The 17,983-nt window shown below is 65.5% G+C and carries 17 protein-coding genes and 1 tRNA gene; 4 read left to right on the top strand and 14 right to left on the bottom strand.

What is annotated here, in order from left to right; translation table 11 throughout:
- Nucleotides 1-36: 36 nt before the first annotated feature.
- The 4 genes from ybeY to BFAL_RS04990 all read right to left on the bottom strand — a co-directional run bounded on the left by ybeY (nt 37) and on the right by BFAL_RS04990 (nt 3,039).
- Nucleotides 37-582, bottom strand: coding sequence for an rRNA maturation RNase YbeY (ybeY, locus tag BFAL_RS04975; RefSeq protein ID WP_055427322.1), 546 nt, complete (start codon nt 580-582; stop codon nt 37-39).
- A complete protein-coding gene (locus BFAL_RS04980) occupies nt 572-1,687 on the bottom strand; it encodes a PhoH family protein (RefSeq protein ID WP_055427323.1) in 1,116 nt (371 codons plus the stop codon). The genes ybeY and BFAL_RS04980 overlap by 11 nt, the downstream gene beginning before the upstream one ends.
- Nucleotides 1,688-1,773: 86 nt before the next feature.
- Nucleotides 1,774-2,112, bottom strand: a complete 339-nt coding sequence (locus BFAL_RS04985; RefSeq protein ID WP_055427324.1) for a histidine triad nucleotide-binding protein — start codon at nt 2,110-2,112, stop codon at nt 1,774-1,776.
- Between the two features lie 129 nt (nt 2,113-2,241).
- On the bottom strand, nt 2,242-3,039 hold the full coding sequence (locus tag BFAL_RS04990; protein WP_055427325.1) for a 16S rRNA (uracil(1498)-N(3))-methyltransferase: 798 nt from the start codon (nt 3,037-3,039) through the stop codon (nt 2,242-2,244).
- 99 nt (nt 3,040-3,138) lie between these two features.
- On the opposite strand from BFAL_RS04990, the gene BFAL_RS04995 reads away from it, so the two are divergent.
- From BFAL_RS04995 to glgC, 3 genes are all read left to right on the top strand, one after another.
- A tRNA-Leu gene (locus tag BFAL_RS04995) sits at nt 3,139-3,226 on the top strand.
- Nucleotides 3,227-3,301: 75 nt separating this feature from the next.
- Entirely contained in the window at nt 3,302-4,168 is an 867-nt protein-coding gene (locus BFAL_RS05000; protein WP_055427326.1) for a TrmH family RNA methyltransferase, read from the top strand.
- 161 nt (nt 4,169-4,329) lie between these two features.
- Nucleotides 4,330-5,577, top strand: a complete 1,248-nt coding sequence (glgC, locus tag BFAL_RS05005; RefSeq protein WP_055427327.1) for a glucose-1-phosphate adenylyltransferase — start codon at nt 4,330-4,332, stop codon at nt 5,575-5,577.
- Between the two features lie 124 nt (nt 5,578-5,701).
- On the opposite strand, the gene BFAL_RS05010 is transcribed toward glgC, so the two are convergent.
- The 10 genes from BFAL_RS05010 to aroC form a co-directional block, all read right to left on the bottom strand.
- A complete protein-coding gene (locus BFAL_RS05010; protein WP_055427328.1) occupies nt 5,702-6,289 on the bottom strand; it encodes a metal-sulfur cluster assembly factor in 588 nt (195 codons plus the stop codon).
- Nucleotides 6,290-6,379: 90 nt separating this feature from the next.
- The gene (gene sufU / locus BFAL_RS05015) at nt 6,380-6,937 is read right to left on the bottom strand and encodes a Fe-S cluster assembly sulfur transfer protein SufU (RefSeq protein ID WP_055427329.1); all 558 of its coding nucleotides are present in this window, start codon (nt 6,935-6,937) and stop codon (nt 6,380-6,382) included.
- A gap of 51 nt (nt 6,938-6,988) precedes the next feature.
- A complete protein-coding gene (locus tag BFAL_RS05020; RefSeq protein WP_055427330.1) occupies nt 6,989-8,260 on the bottom strand; it encodes a cysteine desulfurase in 1,272 nt (423 codons plus the stop codon).
- Nucleotides 8,261-8,361: 101 nt separating this feature from the next.
- Entirely contained in the window at nt 8,362-9,141 is a 780-nt protein-coding gene (gene sufC / locus BFAL_RS05025) for a Fe-S cluster assembly ATPase SufC (RefSeq protein ID WP_034528082.1), read from the bottom strand.
- A gap of 26 nt (nt 9,142-9,167) precedes the next feature.
- Entirely contained in the window at nt 9,168-10,403 is a 1,236-nt protein-coding gene (gene sufD, locus BFAL_RS05030; protein WP_055427331.1) for a Fe-S cluster assembly protein SufD, read from the bottom strand.
- Between the two features lie 5 nt (nt 10,404-10,408).
- The gene (sufB, locus tag BFAL_RS05035; RefSeq protein WP_236691674.1) at nt 10,409-11,863 is read right to left on the bottom strand and encodes a Fe-S cluster assembly protein SufB; all 1,455 of its coding nucleotides are present in this window, start codon (nt 11,861-11,863) and stop codon (nt 10,409-10,411) included.
- A 266-nt stretch (nt 11,864-12,129) separates the two neighbouring features.
- Nucleotides 12,130-13,791, bottom strand: coding sequence for a CTP synthase (pyrG, locus tag BFAL_RS05040; RefSeq protein ID WP_055427333.1), 1,662 nt, complete (start codon nt 13,789-13,791; stop codon nt 12,130-12,132).
- 157 nt (nt 13,792-13,948) lie between these two features.
- On the bottom strand, nt 13,949-14,398 hold the full coding sequence (locus BFAL_RS05045; RefSeq protein ID WP_055427334.1) for a type II 3-dehydroquinate dehydratase: 450 nt from the start codon (nt 14,396-14,398) through the stop codon (nt 13,949-13,951).
- Between the two features lie 28 nt (nt 14,399-14,426).
- Nucleotides 14,427-16,061 carry a bifunctional shikimate kinase/3-dehydroquinate synthase gene (locus tag BFAL_RS05050; RefSeq protein ID WP_269082762.1) on the bottom strand — a complete coding sequence of 545 codons (1,635 nt, stop codon included), beginning with the start codon at nt 16,059-16,061 and terminating at the stop codon, nt 14,427-14,429.
- Nucleotides 16,058-17,251 carry a chorismate synthase gene (aroC, locus tag BFAL_RS05055; RefSeq protein WP_055427335.1) on the bottom strand — a complete coding sequence of 398 codons (1,194 nt, stop codon included), beginning with the start codon at nt 17,249-17,251 and terminating at the stop codon, nt 16,058-16,060. The genes BFAL_RS05050 and aroC overlap by 4 nt, the downstream gene beginning before the upstream one ends.
- Nucleotides 17,252-17,354: 103 nt before the next feature.
- Here aroC and BFAL_RS05060 point away from each other — a divergent pair, with 103 nt between their 5' ends.
- The gene (locus BFAL_RS05060) at nt 17,355-17,819 is read left to right on the top strand and encodes a prepilin peptidase (protein WP_055427336.1); all 465 of its coding nucleotides are present in this window, start codon (nt 17,355-17,357) and stop codon (nt 17,817-17,819) included.
- The last annotated feature ends 164 nt before the right edge of the window (nt 17,820-17,983 follow it).

A 17,983-nucleotide genomic window follows, 5' to 3' on the forward strand; every position in this document is an offset into this window, starting at 1 on the left:
TCCGCATGCGCGCTCATGCGCCCCTGTGCGATGCGCTCAGTGGGTGATCTGGCGTCCGGACCCGTGCCGGGCGTCGTAGACGGCCAGCGCGTCCTCGCTGCCTGCGGGCAGGGCGGGAGACGCGCCCGGATCGTGACGGACGGCGATGAACGTGAGCAGCAGCTGACGCTGCAGACCGAACATCTGCCGTTCCTGCTGCGGGTCGACGTGGTCGTATCCGAGCAGGTGGAGGATGCCGTGGATGGTGAGCAGCATCATCTCCTGCAGCATGCCGTGACCGGCAGCCGCCGCCTGCTGCGCCGCGACCCACGGGCAGATCACGATGTCGCCGAGCACGCCCTCCATGACGGTCTTGCCATCCCCCGGACGCAGCTCGTCCATGGGGAAGCTCATGACGTCGGTGGGGCCTTCGAGGTTCATCCAATGCTCGTGCATCTCGGCGATGGGCTCGGGATCGACGAACAGGATCGTCAGATCGGACTGGGTGCTCACCCTCATCTGGTCGAGCACCCACACCCCGAGATCGGAGAAGAGCTTGAGATCGATGGTCCACACCGTCTCGTTGGACACGTCAACGCTCATCGGTTTCCTTTCGTCCTTGCTTGGCGTGGGAGATGCGGCGGTGGTCGCCGTCCATGCCCTCGCTGCGGTTGTACGCCTCGACGATCAGGCCGACGAGACGATGGCGCACCACGTCCTCGGCCTTGAGATGCACGAACGCGATGTCCTTGATGCCGCCGATGATCCGCTCGATGGTGGCCAGTCCGGATCGCGGCACGGTGAGGTCGACCTGGGTGATGTCGCCGGTGATGACCATCTTCGTGTTGAACCCGAGACGGGTGAGGAACATCTTCATCTGCTGCTCGGTGGTGTTCTGCGCCTCGTCGAGGATGACGTACGCGTCGTTGAGCGTGCGTCCGCGCATGTACGCGAGCGGCGCCACCTCGATAGTGTTGTCGCTCATGAGCCTTCTGAGCTGGTCCGCTCCGAGCATGTCGCCCAACGCGTCGTAGAGCGGGCGCAGATACGGGTCGACCTTGTCGTTGAGCGTGCCCGGCAGGAATCCGAGGCTCTCCCCCGCCTCAACCGCAGGTCTGGTGAGGATGATGCGCCGCACCTGACGGTCCTGGAAGGCGCGCACGGCCTTGGCGACCGCCAGATACGTCTTGCCCGTGCCGGCCGGCCCGATGCCGAACGTGATGGTGTGCGATTCGATGGCTGCGACATACGCCGCCTGCCCGGGCGTCTTCGCGCGCACGGGATTGCCGCCCGCGTAGGTGATGACTCCCGGCACAGCAGGCTTGCGGCGGCCCGCCTCGCCTCGCCGGGCCTTCGCCGCGTCCGCCTCCACGCGCTGCAGCGTCTCCACCTCGCGGCCGTGGCCGGGGTGCGTGACGCGAGTACGGTTGTCGAGGACCTCCTGATCGATCATGCGCCGCACGGTGTCGGCGTCCATGGGCGCCGTATGCGCCGCCTCGATGATGGTGTTGATGAGATCCTCCGCCTTCGAAGCGTCCGTCTCCGTCTGCTTGGAACGGGAGACGATGGCCACACGATTGCCGCGCACGAGAATCGTCAGCTCCGGAAACGCACGTTCTATCTCCCTGATCACCTCGTCCACCGGCCCGAGCACCGCTACCGGATCAAGCTGCGTGGGTATGGTGATGGTACGTGTTGTGGTCGCCACGGATTCCTTTCCTGCATGGGTGTCGCCGCCTCCCCGGACGGGAGACGGCAGGGCATGTTCTATCGACCGTCTGTCTCCGACACCGCCTACTCGTCGAGCTTCTCGCCGGTCAGCACGTGGGCGTGCACGTGGAACACGGTCTGGCCGGCGTCGAGACCGGTGTTGAACACGAGCCTGAACGCGCCGTGGAAGGCGTCGTCGGCGATGCGCTGCGCCACCTCGACGATATGGGCGAGCTCGGCGGGATCGTTCTGCGCGAGTTCGGCTACGTTCGCATGGTGTGCCTTCGGCACGACCAGCACATGCACCTTGGCCTTCGGGTTGATGTCCTTGAAGGCATATGTGGTGTCGTCCTCATAGACCTTGGCGCTGGGAATCTCCCCGGCGATGATCTTGCAGAACAGGCAATCGTCCGATGCGCTCATGGTGTCTTTCGCTCCTTCATGCGTGGCCGCGCGGCAGATGCCGCATTATGGTTCCGCAACACAGCTTAGCGCGTCCCCGTTACCCGAGTCCGGCGCACGCACGGCGCCGATACGCTCACGGCGATACACTCACGCGTAACGGCCCAACGCCCTCGACAGCAGCGACAGCGCCACCGGTCCCGCCGCCGAGGCTCTGAGGATATTCGCCCCGATCACGACGCTGTGCGCGCCGGCCCCGGTGAACGCGGCCACCTCGTCCTCGCTGATGCCTCCTTCCGGGCCGACCACCACGTAGACGGTGCGCGGTCTGGCGTCCTGAAGGCATCGGTCGGCGAGCCGGGTGACAAGCCCTTCCACCGAATCCCATGTATCGGTCGCATCCTGATGGAGCACGACGACGAGATCGCCATGGACGTTGGCGCGCAGGCACATGGAGACGATCTGCTTCGAGGAGACGCACTCCCCCAGCTGCGGCCTCCACGCACGACGGGACTGTTCGGTGGCTGCGTCCAGGGTGGAGCGCCACTTGCGGTCCGTGCGGCCGGCCTTCCATTTGGCTATGGAACGATCCGCCTGCCACGGGATGACCTCGTCGACGCCGATCTGCGTGGCCATGTCGATGGCCTGCTCGTCATGCCCGTTCTTGGCCAGAGCCTGCACGAGGGCGAGTCTGGTGACCGGGGCGGGCTCGCGCGTGAACGCACGGACCCGCGCGACGCCGGCGTCCGGATCGACCAGCTCGGCGTCTATGCGCAGGCCGAGGCCGTCGGACAGCTGCAGACCGTCGCCGGCCCTCAGCCGCATCGACTGCACAGCGTGCCTTCTGACCTGGGCCGGCAGCGTCAGCGTCCAACCCGTATTGAGCTCGTCCGAGTTGACCGGCACGTCGTCATGGTCGCAATCCAAAAGAAACAGGGCTTCCGTCATGCGTCCAAGGCTATCAGCACCAATGCGACACGCCGGGGATTGCACGTCGCGCAAAAGCCGGTAGAGTGTTCACTCGTTGCCGCAGAGCGACAAGCACCTGCCCGGGTGGCGGAATGGTAGACGCGCTAGCTTGAGGTGCTAGTGCCTATTTTTAACGGGCGTACGGGTTCAAGTCCCGTCTCGGGCACAGACAAACCCCTTGGAGACAAGGGGTTTTCTTGTATTCACACACCTCCACACCCGCCTGCAAGGAGACACACTCATGCGATTCGTCCAACTGGAATCCATCGACGACGAACGCGTGGCGGCATACGTCAACCTCACCGAAATCCAGCTGCGTAACCGTCTGGAACCCGCCAAGGGCATCTTCATCGCCGAATCCCCGAAGGTCATCGACCGCGCGCTCGCCGCCGGGCGCGAGCCGCTGTCGCTGCTCGTCGAGGAACCCTGGCTGGAGGGCATGGCCTCCTTCTTCGAGCGCATCGACGCGCGATGGGGCACGGACGTGCCCGTATACGTGGCCTCCCCGGAACAGCTCAGACGGCTCACAGGCTACCGTCTGCACCGTGGCGCGCTGTGCGCGATGCGCCGCTGGCCACTGCCGTCCGTCGACGAGGTGTGCCGCGACGCCAGACGTGTGGCGGTCATGGAGAACATCGTCGACCATACAAACATCGGCGCGTTGATGCGTTCCGCCGCCGCGCTCGATGTGGACGCGGTGCTCGTCACCCCCTCCTGCGGAGACCCGCTCTACCGGCGCGCGGTGCGCGTGTCGATGGGCACCGTCTTCCAGATCCCGTGGACGCGCATCGGCGGCGACGACAAACGCTACTGGCCGTTCCAAGGCATCGACGAGCTGAAGAGGCTCGGGTTCACGACCGTGGCCATGGCGTTGGAGGAGGATTCCATCGGCATGGACGAGCTGACACGCCGTCTGGAATGTGACCCCGCCGAAGACGACCACATCGACAGGCTCGCGCTCATCTTCGGCACGGAAGGCGACGGGCTGTCGCGCCATACCATCGCACGTGCCGACCTGACCGTGCGCATCCCGATGAGCCACGGCGTGGATTCCCTCAACGTGGCGGCCTCCAGCGCGGTCGCCTTCTACGCCACACGCGCACGCTGACACGGGGCATATTCGCCGACGCGACGCGCGCGACGTGATTCGGGCGTGTCGCGGTTTTTGTGCAATCATTGTCATTGTGGGTCCGGAAGCGAGGATGCCCGGGCCAGACCCGACCGCGGCGTCGAAAGACGCTGTTAGTTGTTGAGAGGAGCAACGCGACAATGGCCAAAAACAAGCAGAAGATTCTGTCGATAGTACTGGCGGGCGGCGAAGGCACCCGACTCATGCCGTTGACGCGCGACCGCGCCAAGCCGGCCGTCCCGTTCGGCGGCGTGTTCCGCCTCATCGACTTCCCGCTGTCCAACCTGGTGAACTCCGACTACCGTCACATCGTCGTGCTCACCCAGTACAAGTCACATTCGCTCGACCGTCATATCTCCCAGATGTGGCGCTTCTCCTCGCTGCTCGGCAACTACGTCTCCCCTGTTCCCGCGCAGCAGCGTCTCGGCAAGCACTGGTACCTCGGCTCCGCCGACGCCATCTACCAGACCATCAACATCATCGAGGACGTCCAGCCCGACATCGTCGTGATCGTGGGCGCCGACCACGTCTACCGTATGGACTTCGGCCAGATGGTTCAGCAGCACATCGAATCCGGCGCCGAATTTACCGTCGCCGGCATCCGCCAGCCGATCGCCGAATCCCGGCAGTTCGGCGTGATCGACGTCGACCCGAACCACCCGAACCAGATCAAGACCTTCCTGGAGAAGCCGGAGACCTGCGCCGGCCTCCCCGACGATCCGAACTCGTTCCTCGCCTCCATGGGCAATTATGTGGCCAACACCGACGCACTGTTCGACGCGCTCGCCAAGGACGAGAAGAGCGAGAACACGAAGCACGACATGGGCGGCGACATCGCCCCGTACTTCGCCTCTCGCGGCGAGGCCGGAGTCTACGACTTCAACACGAACGAGATCCCGGGCTCGACGCCCACCGACCACGCCTACTGGCGCGACGTGGGCACCATCAAGCAGTTCTACGATGCGCACATGGATCTGATCGCCTACGTGCCCGAGTTCAACCTGTACAACCAGGCGTGGCCGATCTACACGAACTCCGGCACGTTGCCGCCGGCCAAGTTCGTGCACGCCGGCCGTGACCGCCTCGGCCACGCGACCGACTCGATCGTCTCCCCCGGCGTGATCGTCTCCGGCGGTGAAGTGCACCACTCCGTGCTTTCACCGAACGTCCGCATCCACTCTTGGGCGCAGGTCGTCGATTCCGTCCTGTTCGACGGCGTCGTCGTCAACCGCCGTGCACGCGTGTACAAGGCGATTCTCGACAAGAACGTGGTGCTCACCGAGAACTCCACGGTCGGCATCGACACCGAGCACGATCTCGCGCGCGGCTTCACCGTCACGCCCGAGGGCATCACGGTGGTGCCGAAGGGTACCGTCGTCGACGACTGACGGTCGCGGCGCTGGCGCAGTTACCGGTCGAAACCGTTAAGGGGGAGGCCCCGGACCTCGTAAGGTTCGGGGCCTCCCCCTTTGTCGTCGTCCGCCCCGTTGATGCGGTGCGTTTCAGTGCTTCTCAGTACTTCGGCAGGTTGTCGAAGTTGAAGCCGAGAGCGGCCAGCTGTTCGCGTCCCTCCGGGGTGATCATGTCCATGGACCAACGCGGCTGCCACGTCCAATCGATGCGGAACTCCTCGACCAGACCGGCGAGGGTGCTCGCGCACTCGTCCTCGATGAGGTCGGTGAGCGGGCAAGCCGGCGTGGTGAGCGTCATCGTGATGATGGCACGCCCCAAATCGTCGATCTCGATGCCGTAGACGAGACCCAGATCGATGACGTCGATGCCGAGCTCCGGGTCGATGACCTGATGCAGGGCCTCACGGACGTCCTCCGCAGTGGCGCGGCCGATGTCGTCCACGAACTTCAGCGGGATGTGGCTGTCGTCGGATTCCGCCTCATCGCCGTGGCCGCACTCGCTTTTCTTGTGCCGGCCGCAGGCGCACATGTCCGCGCCGGTCTCCGGTTCGGCAGGGTGGCCGTTCGGGAAGCCCTTGGCGAGGGCCGGGTTGGCCATCACGCGACGGGCGGCTTCCTCGTCCTGCAGCACGCCGTTCACCGCGTCGAACACGGTCGGCTGGGGTTCGGGCACCAGATTATCGCTCATTGTTCACTCCATACTCGTCGGGTCGTCATCCACTGTACGCGCCGCCCGGGGCTTTCGCCGTCCGGCGAACGTCGTGGGCGGCATATCGAATCAGGCTTTGGCGGCCAGCGCCTTGGCGATGGAATCCTTGAGACCCTCCCAGGCAAGCAACGCGCATTTGATGCGCATCGGGTATTTCGAGACACCCTGAAACACGATGCCGTCGCCGAGGGTTTCCTCAAGCGCCTCGTCGCCAAGCCCTTTGCCACGCGATTCCATGAGCTTGTGGAACGTGTGTTCGAGCCGCATGGCCTCATCCACGCTCTTGCCGTCGACCAGATCGACCATGACGGACAGGCTGGCCTGCGAAATGGAGCATCCCTGGCCATCCCACACGACGCGCTCGATGGTGTGGGGCTCCTTGTCGGAGACCTCCACATGCACGGTCGCCTCGTCGCCGCAGGTCGGGTTGAACTGGTGGGATTCGCCGGGCGTGCAGTATTCGTGGGTCGCGCGTACGACGCTGTCGCCGGTCGCGTCCGCGCCGGCCCCCTCCTTGGTGAGGTCCGCCGCGAAACGCTCCTTGCCATGCGGGTTCTTCGCGGCCTCGAGGATGACCTCCTGGTACATCTGCTCGAGGTCGTCGCCACTCATTCCGTAATCGTTCATAACTTCCTTATCGTATCCGCCCCGCGGACAGCCGCCCGCGGGGCGGGCGGCTCACACGCCGAAGAACGCGCGGATGCCCTTCGCCGCCTCGACGAGCGCCCGGGCGTCCTCGACGCTGTTGTACACACCGGACGAGGCCCTGTTGGAGGCGTACAGACCGAAGTGGCGATGCACGGGCTGGGCGCAATGGTGCCCGACGCGGATGGCGATGCCCTGCGCGTCGATGTACTGTCCGACGTCATGCGGATGCACGCCGGCGACGTCGAACGCGACGGTGCCGATGCGGTCGACGTTCTCACGCGGGCCGAGGATGCGGATGCCTTCGATGTCGCCGAGCTTGAGCAGTTCGGCGGCGATGGCGCGTTCGTGCGCCTCGATGTTCTCCAGTCCGATGCCCATCATCCATTCGGCGGCGACGCCGGCGGCCACGACCTGCGCGACCGGCTGCGTACCCGCCTCGAAGCGCGCCGGAGGCTCCATGTACTGCGCCGGCTGGTCCATCCACGCGAGCTCCACCATTGAACCGCCGAAGTTGGCCGGAGGCAGCGCTTCAAGAAGCTCACGCCTGCCGTACAGGAACCCGACGCCGGTGGGGCCGTACATCTTGTGCGCGCTCCACGCGGCGAAGTCCACGTCGAGCGCATGGAAGTCGACCTTGAGATGCGGCACCGACTGGCAGGCATCGAGAACGAACACGGCGCCCACCTCGTGCGCACGGCGGACGATCGGCGTGATATCGGTGATCGCGCCGGTCGTGTTGCCCACATGCGTGACGGCCACGACCTTGGTGCGTTCGGTGATGACCTCGTCCAGGTTATCGGTGCGCACGCGCCCGTCCTCGGTCAGATCAAGCCACTTGAACGTGGCGCCGGTACGGTAGGCGAGTTCCTGGAACGGCAGGAGCACCGAATGATGCTCCGCCTTCGAGACGACGATCTCGTCGCCCGGCTGCAACGCGAACCGCTTGGCGGCCGCTCCCCCACGGCCGAGCGACGCGTTGCCGAACGCGGTGGCGAGCAGGTTGAGGCCCGCGGTGGCGCCACCGGTGACGACAATCTCCTCAGCGCCTTCCTCGGCGTTCGCGCCGACGAGACGCGCGACCTTCGCGCGCGCCCGCTCGAATGCGACGGTCGAGCGCGCGGCGAGTTCGTGGGCGCCGCGGTGCACGCCGGCGTTGATGGTGCGGTAGAACTCGCTCTCCGCGTCGATCACGCATTGCGGCTTCTGCGATGTGGCCGCCGAATCGAGATAGACGAGCGGATGCCCGTGGATCTGCTGGTCGAGGATCGGGAACTGCTCCCGAATCGCTGCGAAATCTGTCATGGTCGTTGTCCCCCTTTGTTCAGACAGATGGTGATTTCGCCCCTGTGCGGGCCGGTCCGATGCCGACACGGCCCGCACAGGGGCGGTTATGTCCTTCCCGCTCAGGCGAGGGCCGACTCGGAGTCGGCGCCCTCCGGCAGGTAGGCGTCGTAGCCGTTCTCCTCCAGCTCGTCGGCCAGCTCCGGGCCGCCGGTCTTCACGAAGTGCCCGTCGGCGAACACGTGCACGATGTCCGGCTTGATGTACTTGAGGATGCGCGTGTAGTGCGTGACCATGAGGATGCCGAACTGGTTGGCCTCCTTGGCGCGGTTCACGCCTTCGGACACGATGCGAAGCGCGTCCACGTCGAGGCCGGAGTCGGTCTCGTCGAGGATGGCGAACTTCGGCTTGAGCAGTTCGAGCTGCAGCACTTCGGCGCGCTTCTTCTCACCGCCGGAGAAGCCCTCGTTGACGGATCGGGTGGCGAACTTCGGATCCATCTTGAGACGCTTCATGGCCGCGGAGAGCTCCTTCGTCCATGTGCGGATGGACGGCGCCTCACCGTCCACCTCGGTCTTCGCGGTGCGCAGGAAGTTCGTCATGGACACGCCGGGCACCTCGACCGGGTACTGCATGGCGAGGAACAGGCCCGCCTTGGCGCGCTCGTCCGGGGTCATCTTGAGGATGTCCTGGCCGTCGAGCAGCGCCTCGCCCGAATCCACCACGTACTTGGGGTGGCCGGCGAGCGTGTAGGCGAGCGTGGACTTGCCGGAGCCGTTGGGTCCCATGATGGCGTGCGTCTCGCCGGAGTTCACGGTCAGGGAGGCACCCTTGAGGATCTGCTTGGTGCCCTCCTTGGTTTCGACATGGACGTAGAGGTCCTTGATTTCGAGAGTTGACATTCGATTGCTCCTAAAAGTCTCTTGGTTTACTTGTCTTCCAGAACCTGCGCCATGGCCGCGTCCTCGCCGCGTGCCAGACGACGGTCGATGACGCTCATGAGATGGTCGGAGACGGCGGGGATGCCGATCTCCTCGACGAGTTCGCCGAAGAAGCCGCGCACGACGAGCTTGCGCGCCTCGGTTTCCGGGATGCCGCGCGATTCGAGGTAGAACAGCTCCTCGTCGTCGAAGCGGCCGACCGAGGATGCGTGTCCGGCTCCGATGATGTTGCCGTTCTCGATCTCCAGATTCGGTTCGGAATCGGCGATGGCGCCCGGGGTGAGCACGAGGTTGCGGTTGAGTTCGTAGGAGTCCGTGCCCGGGGCGGTCGGCTCGATCAGGGCGTTGCCGACCCACGTGGAGTGCGCGCCCTTGCCGTCGAGCGCGCCCTTGTAGACGACGCGGCTCTTGCATTCGGGGTGGTTGTGCACCACCATCGTGCGGTGTTCGATGTGCTCGCCCGGGTCGACGAAGTAGATGCCGAGCATGTTGAGTTCGCCCTGCTCGCCGCCGAAGTCCTGATCCATGCGGATACGCACCACATCTCCGCCGAGCGTGACGACGGAATGGCGCAGGGACGCGCCTTCGCCGACGTGGATGCGGTGGTTGCCGACGTGCTTGGCCTTGCGGTCCCATTCCTGGATGAACGTGGCGGAGATGTGCGAATCCTTGCCGGTGGTGATCTCGACGCCCTCGGCGAGACGCGCGTCGCCGTCGTGCTCGACGACGACGTCCGCATGCGCGCGGTCAGCGGCGTCGATGACGAGATGGAACGCGTCGAGGTCCTCGCCCGCGCCATGCACCTTGACGAGCACAGGCTGGTCGATCTCGCCTTCGAGGCGGATGACCGTAGCCGTGGCGCCCGAATTCCATTCGACGGCGGAGACGCGGTCGTTGGGCTTGGAGACCGTGCCGGAAACGCCTTCTCCGAGCTTGACCTGGGAGAGGGTGACGCCCTCGGCCAGCGGGGAGCCGTCGATCATCGACACTTCGATGCGGGTCTCGCCGCTCGGGGCGAACACGTCGAAGAACTCGCCGATGCGCTCGATAGGCGTGTAGCGCCAGTCCTCCTGGTCACGCGCCGGCACCGGGAACGCGTCCACGTCGAAGGAGCGGGGCGCACGATCGGCGCTCGATGGCATGGCCGCCGGAATCTTGTACGGGTCGTTCGGGTCGGCGACCGGAATGTTCAGTTCCGTCTTGTGTTCAACTGCATCTGCCATGGGAATCAGCCCACCGATCCTTCCATCTGCAATTCGACGAGTCTGTTGAGTTCGAGCGCGTACTCCATAGGCAGCTCGCGGCTGATTGGTTCGACGAAGCCGCGCACGATCATGCCCTGCGCCTCCTCCTCGGACAGACCGCGGCTCATCAGGTAGAACAGCTGGTCCTCGGAGATCTTGGAGACGGTGGCCTCATGCGCCATGGAGACGTCGTCCTCGCGCACGTCCACATGCGGGTACGTGTCGGAACGGCTGAAGTCGTCGACGAGCAGCGCGTCGCACACGGTCGAATTGGAGGAGCCCTCCGCTCCCTTGACGATCTTGACGAGGCCGCGGTATGCGGAACGGCCGCCGCCACGCGAGATGGACTTGGCGACGATGGTGGAGCTGGTGTGCGGGGCGAGGTGGATCATCTTCGCGCCCGTGTCCTGATACTGCCCCTTGCCGGCGAAGCCGAGCGACATGGTGCTGGCCTTCGCGTACGGCTCGGCGAGGATGCACGCCGGGTACTTCATCGTGGCCTTCGAGCCGATGTTGCCATCCACCCATTCCATGGTGCCGCCCTCGCGCACGTAGGCGCGCTGGGTGACGAGGTTGTACACGTTGTTCGACCAGTTCTGCACGGTGGTGTAGCGCACGCGCGCATGCTTCTCGACGATGATCTCGACGATGGCGGCGTGCAGCGAGTCCTCGGACCAGATCGGGGCGGTGCAGCCCTCCACGTAGTGCACGTAGGAGCCTTCGTCCGCAATGATGAGTGTGCGTTCGAACTGGCCCATGGCCGGCGTGTTGATGCGGAAGTAGGCCTGCAGCGGGATGTCCACGTGAACGCCCTTCGGCACGTACACGAACGAGCCGCCCGACCATGCGGCGGTGTTGAGCGCGCCGAACTTGTTGTCTTCCGGCGGCACGACGGTACCGAAGTACTTGCGCACGAGATCGGGGTATTCGCGCACGGCGGTGTCGGTGTCGACGAAGATGACGCCCTGCTTCTTCAGGTCCTCCTGGATGGAGTTGTAGATGACCTCGGATTCGTACTGGGCGGCCACGCCGGAGACGAGACGGTTCTTTTCCGCCTCGGGGATGCCGAGACGGTCATAGGTGCTGCGGATGTCGTCCGGCAGCTCCTCCCACGTCTTGGCCTGCTTGTCGATCGGCTTGACGTAGTACTTGAAGTCGTCCGCGTTGAAGCCGGAGAGGTCCACGCCCCACTTGGGCATCGGCTTGTCGAGGAATGCCTTGAACCCGCGCAGACGCATGTCGAGCATCCACTGCGGCTCGCCCTTGTCGGCGCTGATGTCGCGCACGACCTGCTCGTCGATGCCTCGCTTCGCGGCCTCGCCGGCTGCGTCGGAATCGTGCCAGCCGTAGCTGTAGTCGCCGAATTGCTGGATGATCTCGTCATCCTGTCTGATCTTCTCCTCGTTGACGCGGGATCTGTCGGCCACGTATTGGCTCATCTCCACGTCAGCCGCGGCGTTGGGTGCCTGGGTGTCACTCACCGTACACTGCCTCCAATCGTTCGCATGTTGTCCTACGCAAACCTAGCAGAACCCGTACGCGAACTCACGCGCCACACCGCATATCGGCTGAGAGGAGAACCGTGAGGTACGGCACAAAACGAAAGCCTCCGCCTCATCCGGCAGCCGGATGAGGCGGAGGCTTTCATGAACCTGCGGCATCGCTCCCTGCGATGCCGCACCGTGCAGTCCGGTCCGTCAGGGCCTCAGCGCTGGCGCTGGTGGTCGAGCGCGGCCTTGACGAGGCCGGCGAACAGCGGGTGGGGCTTGGTCGGTCGGGACTTGAACTCCGGATGCGCCTGCGTCGCCACGTAGAACGGGTGCACGTCCTGCGGCAGCTCCACGAACTCGGTGAGCTCTCCGTCCGGGCTCTGGCCGGAGATCCTGAGGCCTCCTTCGCGCAGCTGGTCCTTGTACGCCACGTTCACCTCATAACGGTGGCGGTGGCGTTCGGTGACATGCGTGGTACCGTACAGTTCGGCGACGAGCGATCCCTCCTCCAGATCGGCCGGGTAGGAGCCGAGACGCATGGTGTGGCCCATGTCGCCCTTGCCGGCGACGATGTCCTTCTGCTCCTCCATCGTGGCGATGACCGGGCTCGCGCAGTCCGGCTCGAATTCGGTGGAGTTCGCGTCCTCGATGCCGAGCACGTGGCGCGCGTATTCGATGACCATGGACTGCAGGCCGAGGCACAGGCCGAGCGCAGGCAGCCTGTGCTCGCGGGCGAACTTCAGCGCGCCGATCTTGCCGTCGATGCCGCGGATGCCGAAGCCGCCGGGCACGACGATGCCGTCGACCTGGTCGAGCGCGGCGGCCGCACCCTCCTCGGTCTCGCAACGGTCGGCCGCGACCCATTTGACGTTGACCTTCGCCCAGTTGGCGAAGCCGCCGGCCTTGATGGCCTCGGTGACGGACAGGTAGGCGTCCGGAAGGTCGATGTACTTGCCGACGATCGCGATGTTCACCTCATGCTTGGGGTGGTGCACGCGTTCGAGCAGGTCGGCCCACTCGTCCCAGTCGACGTCGTGGAACGGCAGGCCGAGCTCGCGCACCACATAGGCATCGAGGCCCTCGTCGAACAGGATCCGCGGCACGTCGTAGATGCTCGGCGCGTCCACGCAGTTGACCACGCCTTCCGCATCCACGTCGCACATGAGGCTGATCTTGTCCTTGATGGACTGGTTGAGCGGGCGGTCGGAACGCAGCACGAGCGCATCCGGCGTGATGCCGAGCTGGCGCAGCATCATCACGGAATGCTGGGTGGGCTTGGTCTTGAGCTCGTGCGCGGCGGAGATGTACGGCACGAGGGAGACATGTACAAACATGCAGTTCTCGCTGCCGAGCTCGCGGCGCACCTCGCGCGCGGCCTCGAGGAACGGCTGGGATTCGATGTCACCGACGGTGCCGCCGATCTCCGTGATGATGACGTCCACGTCGTCCGCGGCCTGGGCGCGCATGCGGGACTTGATCTCACCGGTGATGTGCGGGATGACCTGCACGCACTGGCCGAGGTATTCGCCGGCGCGCTCCTTGCGGAGCACCTCCTGATAGATCTGGCCGGTGGTGACGTTCGCTTTCTGGGAAAGGAACACATCGAGGAAACGCTCGTAGTGGCCGATGTCGAGATCCGTCTCGGCGCCGTCTTCGGTCACGTACACCTCGCCGTGCTGGAACGGGTTCATCGTGCCCGGATCCACGTTGATGTACGGATCAAGCTTCTGCTGCAGCACATGCAGGCCACGGGAACGCAGCAGGCGGCCGAGGGAGGACGCCGTCAGGCCTTTGCCGAGGGAGGAGACCACGCCGCCGGTGACGAAAATATGCTTGGTGACGTGCTCTTGCGAATTGCCATGTGTTCTTCTAACCATGGAATTTCACTCTATCACTCGTCTGTGACGCGGCGTGTTCACCCGTTGCAGTGGTATTCATACGTTTGCGTGAAAGGCAGAAGGGTCGGCCGCCCGATGAGACGGGCGGCCGACCCTGAAATCGGCGGCACGACACGGCGTGCCTAATCACGCGCGCTCAGCCGTTGACGATATGCGCAATGGCGTCGAGCGCGAGCTTGTAGCCATAGAAGCCCATTCCGGTGATGGTGCCGGTGGCGACCGGGGAGATCACGGAACGCTTGCGGAATTCGTCACGCGCGGACGGGTTGGAGATGTGCACCTCCATGAGCGGCAGTCCCGCGTCGCCGACCATGTGCGCGGCGTCTGCCAGGGCGTAGCTGTAGTGGGTGAACGCGGCCGGATTCATGACGACCGGCGTCTTCTCGTCCGCCGCCTGGTGCATCCACCGCACCATCTCAGCCTCGTCGTCGGTCTGACGCACCTCGACGTCCAGTCCGAGGGCGGCGCCCCATTCGCCGCACAGACGACGCAGTTCCTCGAGATCCTGCCTGCCGTACACGTCCGGCTGGCGCACGCCGAGACGACCAAGATTCGGTCCGTTGACGACGACGACTTTGGTGGTCATGTTCGTTTTCCTTTCAGTATCGGATACGTCAGTGCCGGATACGGCGGAACGCCTCTTCGACGGCCTCGGCCGGCGGGTCCTCGAGATGGATCATGTGACCGGGTCCGCCGTCGAGGACCACGAAGCGCAGCATGTTGCCGCGCGCCTTCTTGTCCTTGTGCATGAGCGCGAGCACATCGTCGAACGAGCCGCCGTTCCACGAGACCGGCAGACCGAGCGAGCTGAGCAGCGCGCGATGGTAGTCGACGAGCTCCTGGTCGATGTACCCCAGCTGGTGGGCGAGTTCGGCCGCGTACACGGTGCCGACTGCGACCGCGTTGCCGTGGCGCCAGCGGAAATGCTCGAGCTTCTCGATGGCGTGACCCAGCGTATGCCCGTAGTTGAGGAACTCGCGCTTGCCTTTCTCCTTGAGGTCGGCGGAGACATGGTGCACCTTCACGGTCACGGTGCGCTCGATGAGTTCGGCGACCACGTCCTCCAGACCAGAGCCGAGGAAGGTCGCGCCGTCGAACGCGCGCAGCTGTTCGGCGTGCTCTTCGAGGATGCGCAGGATCTCCTGATCTTCGATGAACCCGGATTTGGCGACTTCGCCGAGACCTTCGATGAAGATGTCGTTCGGTAGCGAGGCGAGCGCCTTCGTGTCCGCGAGCACGCCGGCGGGCGTGTAGAACGAGCCGACGAGGTTCTTGCCCGCCGAGGTGTTGATGCCGGTCTTGCCACCCGTGGAGGCGTCGACCATGGCGAGCAGCGAGGTGGGGCAGTTCACGTAGCGGATGCCGCGCATCCACGTGGCGGCGATGAAGCCCGCCAGATCGGTGGCCGCTCCCCCGCCGACGCCGACGATCGCGTCGGAGCGGGTGAAGCCTTCGTCGCCGAGACGCCGCCATACGCCGTCCGCCACCTCGACGGTCTTGCCGGCCTCCGCGTCGGGCACTACGATGTCAACGACCGTGTAGCCCGCCTGGCGAAGCAGCGTGCGGGCTCGGTCGGAGTGCCGCTGCACGGGCGTCGTGTGGATCAGCGCAACCTTGCTGACCTTGTCGCCAAGCATGTCGGCGAGATGGTTCATCGCCCCCTCGCCGATCACCACGTCATACGGTTCGATGCCGCTGCCGGTCACATGGACGGTGCGTTCGCCGATCATGTCCATCACCTTTCTCGCCGCCATCTGCGGCGTCTGCCTGCGCGTGTGCACATGCACATTCGCGACTTCACGGAACACGGGGTCGCGCTGCTTGTAGAGCTTCCTCCACCGGGCGTTCGCGTCGCCGGCGAGCATAGGCCGTCCGCCGCCGCGGTTCGCGCGCTCCATCGCCTCGCGCGGGTCGGCGTCGAGGTAGATGACGCGTCCGCCGTGGCCGATGTAGTCGGCCAGCGCGTCCTGGGTGGACGGGGTCATCGGAGCGCCTCCGCCGAGGGAGAAGATGCCGTCGAAGTCCTCCAGATAGTCGGCGATGAGGTCGGCCTCCACCTCGCGGAACGCAGACTCACCGTATCGTTCGAAGTAGGCTGGGATCTTCATCCCCACTTCGCGTTCGATTTCGATGTCGGCGTCGGCGAACGGCAGGCGCATCATGCGCGCCACCTCCTTGCCGACACGCGTCTTGCCAGCGCCCATCATGCCGATGATGACTGCCTTGGGACGGATGACGCCGCGCCTCACCGCATGTGCTCCGGCCACGAGGCGAGGTAGTTCTCGCAGTTGCGGCGCGTTTCGGCGACGCTGTCGCCGCCGAACTTCTCGAGCGCGTACTTGGCGAGTGTCAGACGCACCATCGCCTCGGCGACGACGGACGCCGCGGGCACGGCGGTCGAGTCGGAACGCTGGTTGATGGCCTGCGCGGCTTCGCCGTTGGCGACGTCCACGGTACGCAGGGCGCGCGGGATGGACGGAATCGGCTTCATGGCGGCGCGCACGCGGATCGGCTGCCCGTTGGACATGCCGCCTTCGATGCCGCCGGCACGGTTCGTGAGTCTGGTGATGCGGCCATCCTCGCCGGGCACCATCTCGTCGTGCGCGGCGGAGCCGGGGCGCACCGCTTCAAGGAATCCGTCGCCGATCTCCACACCCTTGATGGCCTGGATGCCCATCACGGCGGAGGCGAGGGCGGCGTCGAGGCGACGGTCGGACTCCACGTAGGTGCCGATGCCGGCGGGCACGCCGTAGGCGATGACCTCGATGACGCCGCCGACCGTGTCCGCGTTCGCCTTGATCTCGTCGATGCGCGCGATCATGCGTTCCTCGGCGGCCTTGTCGAGCGTGCGCACAGGTGAGGCGTCGAGCGCGGCGACATCGTCCGGTGTGGGCAGCACGGCGTTGTCGGCGTCCTCGACGCCGGCACCGCCGATGGAGATGACGTGGGCGACGGTACGGATGCCGAATGCCTGTTCGAGGAACTTCGCGGCGATCGCACCGAGCGCCACACGCGAGGCGGTCTCACGCGCGCTGGAGCGTTCAAGCACCGGACGCGCGTCGTCGAAACCGTACTTGCGCATGCCGGTCAGGTCGGCGTGCCCCGGGCGAGGCCGGCTCAGCGGCGCGTTGCGGCCGGTGCGTTCCAACTCATGATCGAGCGGGTCCGCGCTCATCACTTCGGTCCACTTGGGCCATTCGGTGTTGGCGATCTCCACGGCGATGGGACCGCCGAGCGTGGAGCCGTGCCGCACGCCTGTAAGAAGCCTGACCTTGTCCTGTTCGAACTTCATGCGTGCGCCGCGGCCGTAGCCGAGACGCCGACGCGCCAAGGCGTCCACGACATCCTGGCTGGTGACGGACACGCCTGCCGGCAGTCCTTCGATCATCGCGACCAGCGCCTCGCCGTGGGATTCGCCCGCCGTCTGCCAACGCAACATACGTCTATTCCTCCATTGTGCCTTCGCCGGCACCGCGCGCCGCTGTCGGCGGACGTGCAGATCCCGGCTTCTCGCGTTCGTAACTAGGGGTTAATGTTAAGGCATGCCGTACCTGTACTGTCTGCCTGGTCTATTATGCGGTCTCGCCCTCGCCGTCGAGGATGTGCGCCGCCGCCGTGTGCCGCGGGTCTGGGTGGCGGCCGGATGCGGCGTGCAGCTTGCCGCCGACCTGCTGTGGGCCGCAATGGCGAACGATTTCTTCATGCTGCTCGAGGCGCTGCTGTTCACCGCCCTGTGCTTCTGCGTGCAGCTGCTGCTCGCGTTGGCGAAGCCGGGCGCGCTCGGGTTGGGCGATGTGACGGCGATGCTGCCACTGGGTCTGGCGGTGGGCGCGTACGGGCTTGTACACGTCGCCGCATGGTGGTTGGCGATGGGGGTGTTGGGGCTAGCGTTCGTCGCCGCATGGACGCGCTTCGACCCCCAGCGCGCCACGCCGTACGCGGGACGTGTACCGTTCGTCCCGGTGATCGTGGCCGCGGCGGTCGTGGCCGTCATGGCGATCGCATGACGCCCGTCCCCGGTTCCCTGCGTTCCCTACCTTAGGCTCCCCATCCCGGTTCCCATGGTGCGGTAACACACTTTCTTCATAACCCCGGAAAACAGCCGTTTTCAGCCGCCGCACCATGGGATTGTTACCGCACCATGGGACGTCACGCTTCCTCACTCGTGAGT

This window comes from Bifidobacterium aesculapii, from assembly GCF_001417815.1.
Taxonomy (GTDB): Bacteria; Actinomycetota; Actinomycetes; order Actinomycetales; family Bifidobacteriaceae; genus Bifidobacterium; species Bifidobacterium aesculapii.